We start from the raw sequence: 6,299 nt of genomic DNA on the forward strand, positions 1-6,299 counted from the left end.
AGGACGCCTTCGCGGGCAAGCCTCGCTCCTACAGTGGGGGGATGTTACTTGCGGCGGCTGAAGCGCTTGACCAGGACTTCCTTGCGATGCACGCCCAGGTACTCTTCGATATCGGTTTTTATTTCCGCATACCGGGCGGGATTGAAGGTGATGAACGACTTGCCGTGAAAGACATCCAGGGAAGAGGTCTTCCAGTCGACGAACAACACTCCACCATCATTGCTTCCGCCCTGATGATCAATGGCCGCAATCGCGATCAGGATAATTCCATTGCCCATCTGCTCGACGGGTATCGTTGACAGCCGAACGCCTTCTGCCTTCTTCGATTCGACGTTCAACAAGTTGATCGCATCGGGTTCCTTTTTCAGTGCGTCCAAAGTGGAACTGGTGACCGCACTGAGTACAGCGGCACCTGGAACTGCAGCTTTTGCCGCTTCGACGGCGGCCTGAATAATATCGACCATGACATTATCCATTTCGACCTTGAGTGCACTGGCGCTGTATTTGGAATAACCCTTGTCCGCCACGAAACAGCCAAGATCCTCCATGCACTTGGCGAAGGCGTGATACCAGGCCTTGGGGTCGGAATTACCGGGTACTTCGTAGTTGGCTTCCATCTTCGACATGGTGATCAGGTTTTCAATGATCGCCATATTCTCGACGCTGATCTTGTCACCGTAACCCACCAGGCTGTTTCCCAGCACCAATGCATCCAGTTCCTTGGTCGGGCTGGTCGCTATTGTGGAAACCAGGGAACGAGCGCGTCTGCCGGCAGGCAAAGCGGCTTTGCGTTTCGCAACGCATTCCCTGATGAAATCAACACTGTGCGAAACACTGACCGAACTTTCAAAAACGTCCATGTATAAATTCCCTTTATTGAATAATTGGCGTTCCATCCAGGAACGGCAAAAACCTACTCCAACTTGTCCAGAGCAACAACTTCAAGCAAATACAGCATATGTATGCGCGCAAACATAAACCGGATTGCCCAACATCTTGAGCAATCCGGTTTGTTTAAAAGATGATTATTGGATAGGCGTAAGTTTGTCGCCGTAACTGCGCGGTGTATAAACCCATGGACGACCGTCGGCACGAGGAATCACCCGCGTCGTCGAAGACCCGATGATCACCATGGTCCGCATGTCCACCTGATCGACCGTCAGCTCACCCAGGGTGGTGACGCGCAACGTCTGCCCCGGACGGCCAATGTCCCGCCCCAGCACTACCGGCGTTTGAGGCTCACGATGACGGGCGACGATCTCCAGCGCCTGCCCGAGTTGCCATGGGCGTGAACGGGAGATCGGGTTGTAGAACGCCAGGGCCAGATCGGCCTGGGCCGCCAGATCCAGGCGCGTCTCGATGATCGACCAGGGTTTGAGGTTGTCCGACAGCGACATCACGCAGAAGTCATGCCCCAGCGGCGCGCCGGCCTGGGCCGCCGTTGCCAGCGAGGCGGATACGCCCGGGAGCATTTCCAGATCGACGCTGTGCCACGCCGGGTCAGAAGACTCATGAAGCGCCTCAAGCACGGCGGCTGCCATGGCGAAGACACCGGGATCACCCGACGAGACCACCACCACCGATCGCCCTTGAGCCGCCAGCTCAAAAGCATGGCGCGCCCGCTGCATTTCTTCGCGGTTATCGGTGCAATGCAGCACCTGATCGTCGCGGAAAGGGCCGGCCATCCGCACGTAGGTTTCATACCCCAGCACATCATTGGCCCGCGCCAGTTCTGCCTTCACCGCCGGCGCCATCAACTCGGCGGCACCCGGTCCCAGACCGACCACGGCCAGACGCCCGCGAGGACGACCGATCTGCGACAGGTCCAAGGGTTGCTCGGCGACCGCGATCGTAATTCGCTCATCGCCAAGCATGGAAACCGGCCGCGGGATCGCCTTAGCCAGATCATCACTGGCAAAACGCAACGGCACACCCAACTCGAGCGCAGCTTCATGCAGCGGCGCGCTGGCCATTTCCGTATCCGCGGCCAGCAGACACGCCACCGATTGCACCGCAATTTTTGCCTGATGCAGCGCTTCGCGAATCGCCTTCGCCAGATCCGCAATCCCCGCGCTGACTGCAACCACAACGCTACGGGGATAGATCAGCAATTCATTGGCCGAAGGCAGGCGCTCACCAGGACCGACATGCACCGCCAACCGCGCCTCGGCATCCTCAGGCAACTGCGCCTGCGCCAGCCACGGTGCCGAGCCTTCGATACGCACCGTTTCGCCCGCCAGCAAATCGGACACGAAACGCTTGCCCAACTCCAGGTCCGCCAGCGCATAGCCGCTCGGCGGGTTGAGCAGGCAAGTGCCGAAACGCAGTTCGCCGCTGGTGGTAATCGCAGGCGCCACGTTCAACCCGGCAGCGATTTCCCGCGCCATGACGTTCACGCCGCCCAGGCCACCGAGCAACGGCACCACTGCACTGCCATCTTCCGCCACCGCCAGTACCGGCGGTTCGGCGCCTTTTTCCAGCAGCATCGGTGCGAGGGTACGAATCACGATGCCCGCCGCGCACAGGGCGATGATGGGCGTGTCCTGTTGATAAAGCTCACGCAGGGTCGCGCCGAATTCCTCATAGGCACAGTCCGCGCCATCGACCCGCCCGGCCATTCCGTGGATCAGGGCACCGGGGTAAATCTGCGCAATCTTGCGTGCGGTGACGAGGCTGCCATTGCCGAGAATGACAATCGCCGGAGCTGGACGGGTCATCAGCCTTGCCACCTTTCACCGGGAACGATGATCAACGAGAAGTACGGCGACGACATCGGCTCGACCTCATCCAGCGGGACGATTTTCTGGTTGGCCATGGTCGCGCGCTCGACGTACAGCGCCCGCTCGGCCAGCCCCAGTTCTTCCAGCACCTGGCGCACCTTGGGAAAGTTGCGGCCCAGTTTCATGATCACCGCGGCATCGGCATCGGCCAGGCGACGCTTGAGTTCGTCGTGGGGCAGCACGCCGGACAACACCGACAGACTCTGGTTGCGATACACCAGCGGCGCGCCGAGCACCGAAGCGCCACCGAGCATCGAGCACACGCCCGGCACCACTTCGGCCTGATAACGCTCGGCGAGGCGGTCGTGCAGGTACATGTAGGAACCGTAGAAGAACGGATCGCCCTCACAGATCACCGCCACGTTGCGGCCCGCGTTCAGATGTTCGGCCAGTTGCTCGCTGGCGGTGTCGTAGAAATCGCTGATCACCTGCTCGTAGGAGAGCGGCGCCGGCAGCACTTCGGTGGTGACCGGGTAAACCAGCGGCAGCAGGGTCTGGGCATCCTGCAGGTGCGCCTCGATGATGCCGAACGCATTGCCCTTCTTGCCCTTGGCGACGAAGTACGCCACCACCGGCGATTCGCGCAGCAGGCGCAGGGCCTTGACGGTAATCAGTTCCGGATCACCAGGGCCCACGCCGAGGCCGATCAAACGTCCAGGTTGCTGCATCATTCGATCTCCGTGGCGAGGGCATTGACGGCAGCGGCAGCCATGGCGCTACCGCCCAGGCGACCCTGCATGATGACGAAAGGCACGCCACGGCTGTCCGCCGCGAGCATGGCCTTGGATTCGGCGGCGCCGACGAAGCCTACCGGGAAGCCAAGAATCAGCGCCGGTTTCGGCGCGCCGGCGTCGAGCATTTCCAGCAGGTAAAACAGTGCGGTCGGGGCATTGCCGATCACCACCACACTGCCTTCCAGATGCGGGCGCCACAGTTCCAGCGCGGCGGCGGAACGGGTGTTGCCCAGCTCCCGGGCAAGCTCGGGCACGCTGTCATCGCGCAGGGTGCAGATGACCGGGTTGTTGGCCGGCAAGCGCGCGCGGGTCACGCCTTCGGAGACCATCCGCGCATCGCACAGGATCGGCGCACCGGCGGCCAGCGCATCGCGCCCGGCCTTGCCCGCGCCTTCGGAAAACTGCAAACCGTCGATGGCCTCGACCATGCCGCAGGCGTGAATCACCCGCACCGCGAGTTTTTCCAGATCGGCCGGGATTCGCGCCAGGTTCGCCTCGGCGCGAATGATCGCGAAGGAATTGCGATAGATCTCCTGACCGTCGCGGATGTAATCAAGCATCGAGGGGGCTCCGTGAGCGGGCGTCGAGCAAGGCCGCGACCGCTTCAATAGTAAGGTTGCGTGCGTGCAGCGTGCCGAAGCCGGCCTGCGCTGCGTCGCGAAAATATAGATCGTAGTGGCCGGGCGCGACGGCCAGCAGCGTGACCGGCGCGGTGTGCGCGGCGGCGCAGGAACGCGGGCAGCCGCTCAGGTGCACGCTCAGTGCCAGGCCGTGGCGTTGCAGCAGTGCGGCCAGTTGCATGGCATCGCCTTTGGTTTCGCCCTGGCTTTTGCCGCAGCCGTTGGAACCGGTGCAGGCGATCATCCGTGTCAGCGCCTGATCGGCGTGGCACAGCAGTCCCAGTTGTTCCAGCCGCAGGATGACTTGCGCGCAGTGTTCTTCGGGAACGTTGGGCAGCAGCAGACTTTGCCAGGGGGTGAATCGCAGGGTGCCGTCGCCGAAGGTTTCGGCCAGTTGTGCCGCACCGCGCAGTGTTGCGGGGTCGAGGCGCCCCAAAGGCGGCACCGCGCCCATATAGGCGAAGCCGGTTTCTAATTGGGCATGAGCGCCGATGTGCAGAACGCTTGATTCAGCCGTGCGCCGCCAATCCGTCACAGCCTGAATGGACATACGCTCGGACAGTCGCTTGATCAGGCTTTCGAGGGTTTGCTCGGCCAGCAAATGACGCATCCGCGTTTGCTCGGGAGGCGCGAGTTCCAGGAACAACTCAAGCACCGCGACCACCAGGGCATGACCGTCTTCGAGCGCGACGGAACCTGCCGGCGCCTCTGCCGGGCAGCCGGCCAGACCGAACGCCAGCCGCACCTCGCCCTCGTGTGCAAAGGCCGAGAGCCAAAGGTCATGGGGATGTTCGAGCATGGCCAGGGCCTCGCCGCCATCGAGTTGCACGGCAAACTTGGCGCTGAGATCGTGAAAGCGTTCGTCGCCTTGCAGCGTGGCGAGAATCTGTTCGGCAAGCGGCCGGGTGTCGATCAGCCGCTGCCGATCGATGCCGGCAGCGGGGCTGAGCATCAGGTTGCGCACGTCATCGCTGGCGGCGTTGCGCGGTCCCAGGTCGGCGGCGAGCAGGCTGTCGATCAGGGCGCTTTGTTCGCTGCCGATCCCGCGAATCTGCAGGTTGGCGCGGTTGGTCGCCTCGATCACTCCGCCGGCATGGCGCTCGGCGGCATCGGCCACCGCGACGGCCTGCCGCGCACTGATCGCGCCGCCGGTGAGTTTGATCCGGCAAATACCCCCATCCAGCGCCCGGACAATACGCAACAGCCCGGGACAGGCCGTAGGACGCAAAGGGTTGGATGTCTGAGGAGCGCTCACAGGATGACCGGTACGAAATGAAGGGCAGCATTATGCCTGCTTTGTCCGGCGGGATGAAAAGCCCGCGGCACTTGGCGACGAATAGTGCGCTGCAACAATCACTGACAGCCGGAATCAATTCGCCAACTTGCTCTCGTTTGAAGCCGGTGAATCAGCCTGTACTTTTTTGCCGGAAGGACTTCACTTCATTTATCTCGGAGCAACTCATGGACAGTAGGCATTCAAATGGAATTTTGACCGGGCACAATCTGGTTTCCTGTATCGACGAACTTTCACCGCAGGATTATCTCGACCTAAGTCATTGCACGCAGATCGCTACTCGGTCGGCGGACATGGTCAGCAGCCGCTTTGCCGACTCGGCGGCGTGGCTGAATGAATATGTCTCGACCCTGAATTTTTTCGGCTGGTCGGTGTTTCAGGACGCCATTCAGACTCGCACCCGTTGCGATGTGTCGAGCAGCGTTGCGGAGTATTTGGTCAAGAGCGCCCACGGCATGCAGGACAGCCGCCAGGGCAATGCGATGATCGACACCCTCGACGCGCTGAAACCCGACAAGCCGGCGCTGAGTTCGCTGGATGAGGAAAGTTTGATGGGCGAGCGATTTCAGGTAGTGCCTGCGCGGTATGACGCGAAGGGTTTTCTGGAGATTGCGGTGTTCAATCTGGAATTGGTGGCGCACACCAGGAAGAGCAGTTTTCTGTTCTGGAGTTTGGAAAAGCAGGCGGCGAAGATTGTTCAGAGCCGGGCTTTTCTCAAGTTGGACAAGCGTGTTCTTGAAACAAAAAGGATGCTGCTTGAGAAAAAGTGTCGTGAGCTATTGATGAGACGCTTTGACCTGCGCAAGTAGCCGACCGCATACCTGTGGCGAGGGGGCTTGCCCCCGTTGGGCTGCGAAGCGGCCCCAAAAAG

General features: G+C 61.3%; 6 protein-coding genes. 1 reads left to right on the plus strand and 5 read right to left on the minus strand.

Annotated elements, in window-relative coordinates; all coding sequences use genetic code 11:
- Positions 1 to 44: 44 nt before the first annotated feature.
- From ACW9JE_RS27635 to cobG, 5 genes are all read right to left on the minus strand, one after another.
- Positions 45 to 860 carry a hypothetical protein gene (locus ACW9JE_RS27635; protein ID WP_224536255.1) on the minus strand — a complete coding sequence of 272 codons (816 nt, stop codon included), beginning with the start codon at positions 858 to 860 and terminating at the stop codon, positions 45 to 47.
- Positions 861 to 1,025: 165 nt separating this feature from the next.
- A complete protein-coding gene (gene cobJ / locus ACW9JE_RS27640; protein WP_457434560.1) occupies positions 1,026 to 2,717 on the minus strand; it encodes a precorrin-3B C(17)-methyltransferase in 1,692 nt (563 codons plus the stop codon).
- Positions 2,717 to 3,448 (minus strand): precorrin-2 C(20)-methyltransferase, encoded by a 732-nt coding sequence (locus tag ACW9JE_RS27645; protein ID WP_224536258.1) that lies wholly within the window; start codon positions 3,446 to 3,448, stop codon positions 2,717 to 2,719. The genes cobJ and ACW9JE_RS27645 overlap by 1 nt, the downstream gene beginning before the upstream one ends.
- Positions 3,448 to 4,074 (minus strand): precorrin-8X methylmutase, encoded by a 627-nt coding sequence (locus ACW9JE_RS27650; protein ID WP_007937188.1) that lies wholly within the window; start codon positions 4,072 to 4,074, stop codon positions 3,448 to 3,450. The genes ACW9JE_RS27645 and ACW9JE_RS27650 overlap by 1 nt, the downstream gene beginning before the upstream one ends.
- On the minus strand, positions 4,067 to 5,389 hold the full coding sequence (gene cobG, locus ACW9JE_RS27655) for a precorrin-3B synthase (RefSeq protein ID WP_224536252.1): 1,323 nt from the start codon (positions 5,387 to 5,389) through the stop codon (positions 4,067 to 4,069). The genes ACW9JE_RS27650 and cobG overlap by 8 nt, the downstream gene beginning before the upstream one ends.
- A 17-nt stretch (positions 5,390 to 5,406) precedes the next feature.
- Between cobG and ACW9JE_RS27660 the strand changes: the two genes are divergently transcribed.
- Positions 5,407 to 6,237: a hypothetical protein gene (locus ACW9JE_RS27660; RefSeq protein ID WP_457434561.1), complete on the plus strand. Its 831-nt coding sequence runs from the start codon at positions 5,407 to 5,409 to the stop codon at positions 6,235 to 6,237.
- The last annotated feature ends 62 nt before the right edge of the window (positions 6,238 to 6,299 follow it).

The organism is Pseudomonas sp. SDO55104_S430, assembly GCF_054070595.1.

Coding starts and splice junctions, on each gene's coding strand:
- ACW9JE_RS27635 (WP_224536255.1), bottom strand. CDS start 860: ATGGACGTTTTTGAAAGTTCGGTCAGTGTTTCGCACAGTGTTGATTTC.
- ACW9JE_RS27645 (WP_224536258.1), bottom strand. CDS start 3,448: ATGCAGCAACCTGGACGTTTGATCGGCCTCGGCGTGGGCCCTGGTGAT.
- ACW9JE_RS27650 (WP_007937188.1), bottom strand. CDS start 4,074: ATGCTTGATTACATCCGCGACGGTCAGGAGATCTATCGCAATTCCTTC.
- cobJ (WP_457434560.1), bottom strand. CDS start 2,717: ATGACCCGTCCAGCTCCGGCGATTGTCATTCTCGGCAATGGCAGCCTC.
- ACW9JE_RS27660 (WP_457434561.1), top strand. CDS start 5,407: ATGAAGGGCAGCATTATGCCTGCTTTGTCCGGCGGGATGAAAAGCCCG.